This window comes from Phyllobacterium chamaecytisi (assembly GCF_020164455.1).
Taxonomy (GTDB): Bacteria; Pseudomonadota; Alphaproteobacteria; order Rhizobiales; family Rhizobiaceae; genus Phyllobacterium; species Phyllobacterium chamaecytisi.
In genome coordinates, this window is the sequence record NZ_JAIQWW010000055.1 from 1 (window position 1) to 1,807 (window position 1,807).

Below are 1,807 nucleotides of genomic sequence, written 5' to 3' on the forward strand. Positions count from 1 at the left end.
GACGATGAAAGGGTTGCGGTAAAGGGCACGTGCCAAGCCGATGCGCTGGCGCTGGCCAGCGGAAAGTGAAGCGCCCTGCGGGCCAAGCGCAGTGCGATAGCCATCCGGCATGCGCACAATCATCTCATGAATCCCGGTGGTCTGGGCCGCCTCGACGATCGCCCGTGCGTCCACCTTGGGCTCAAGCCGCGAGATATTCTCTTCGACTGTTGCATCCAGCAATGCCACATCCTGTGGAAGGTAGCCCATGTATTGGCCAAGCTTGCTGTCCGACCACTGGGTCAGTTCGGCATCATCCAGTCGCACGCTACCGCGTAGTGTTGGCCAGATACCGGTCAGGGCACGCGCAAGTGTCGTCTTGCCGCCGCCGCTCGGTCCGATAATGCCGAGCGCCTGACCCGCTTTGATCTCGAAACTGACATCGCTCAGAAGCACCCGGCCGGACCCTGGCGCGGCTACCGTGATCTTTTCAACCTTCAGCGACCCAACAGGAGCCGGCAGATCCATCGGTGTCTCGATAGACGACAACGCTACGACGGTTTCCTTGAGCCTGGCAAATGCCGTGCGCGCAGCGACGACGCTCTTCCAGTTACCAATTGCGAGATCGACGGGCGCGAGAGCACGGGCTGAAGCAACCGACGCGGCGATAATTGCGCCAGCGGACAACTCACCCTGGATCGTGAGCCACGCACCCAGACCAAGCACTGCAGATTGCAGGATCATGCGAAGTACGCGAGAGATCGCTCCAAATGTTCCACTGATGTCGTTTGTGCGTGTTTGAAGTTCGAGGTGATCCTGATTGGCTTGATTGAAGCGATCGACCGCTCTTCCGGCAAAACCCATCGCCTTCAGAATATCGGCGTTGCGGGCGTTTGAATCGGCGATAGCGTTACGAGTAATGGCGGCTTGATGGGTCGAGCTTGCCAGGCGGCGGGTCATCAGCTCGGTTGCAATTGTCAGCATCGACAGGATGAATGCGCCGGCAAAAGTGAGGGCGCCGAGGTAAGGATGAAGCATATAGACGAAGATGAGATAGAGCGGCATCCATGGCAGATCGAACAGCGCGACTGGGCCCTGGCTGCCGAGGAAGCCGCGTACCGTATCGACATCACGGCCACGCTCCAGTGCCTCGGCTGTTGAAAAACCAAAGCGTGGCATGTCGATAGCCACTTGATGCGCCATCGGAGCGATCCTGCTGTCGAGACGTGCGCCGATACGCACCAGCACTTGCGAGCGGATAATATCGAACATGCCCTGGAACAGATAAAGACCGATGGCCAGAGCCGACAAGGCGAGAAGCGTCGGAACGCTGCCGCTGGTCAGGGCGCGATCGTAAATCTGCAGCATGTAGAAGGAGCCGGTCAGTGCGAGAATGTTGATGACGCCGGAGGTGGTGAAGAGAAACACGAATATCCCGCGAAAGCCTTGCGTCAGCTTCTCGGCATTTTTCCGCTTGGTGCCAGTCAATGGGGTTTTCGAGCGCATTTTTTCTTACCGTTTCTTGTTGAGGCTTTAGGCGGAGCGGCCACGGGCGGACCGCGCTTGCCAGTTCAAATCCAATATGTTGGGGTCGCCTGTTGTTTGACACCCCGGCACTTCTTGGACGCCCTAGTAGCGAGGCGCCTCGTCAATACTTCCGCAGCAATCGTCATGACCGCCATGACCAACGCAGCAATTAGCGCCTGCCGGCCAAGAACTGGCAGATACGCACAGACTGCGAGGAGATAGAGAGGGAGCCAGGGCAGATGCAGCGTCTTTATCAAGCTAGCGCCTTCCAGAACGCCGGAAACGCCGGTATTGCGACGCT

At 58.5% G+C, this 1,807-nt stretch carries 1 protein-coding gene and 1 pseudogene; both read right to left on the minus strand.

Annotated features, from left to right (window positions below; genetic code table 11):
* The coding region (locus LB462_RS30830; RefSeq protein ID WP_224515924.1) for a type I secretion system permease/ATPase at nucleotides 1–1,485 on the minus strand (1,485 nt) is incomplete at its 3' end.
* 65 nt (nucleotides 1,486–1,550) lie between these two features.
* A pseudogene (locus tag LB462_RS30835) lies at nucleotides 1,551–1,807 on the minus strand (hypothetical protein); the annotation flags it as partial.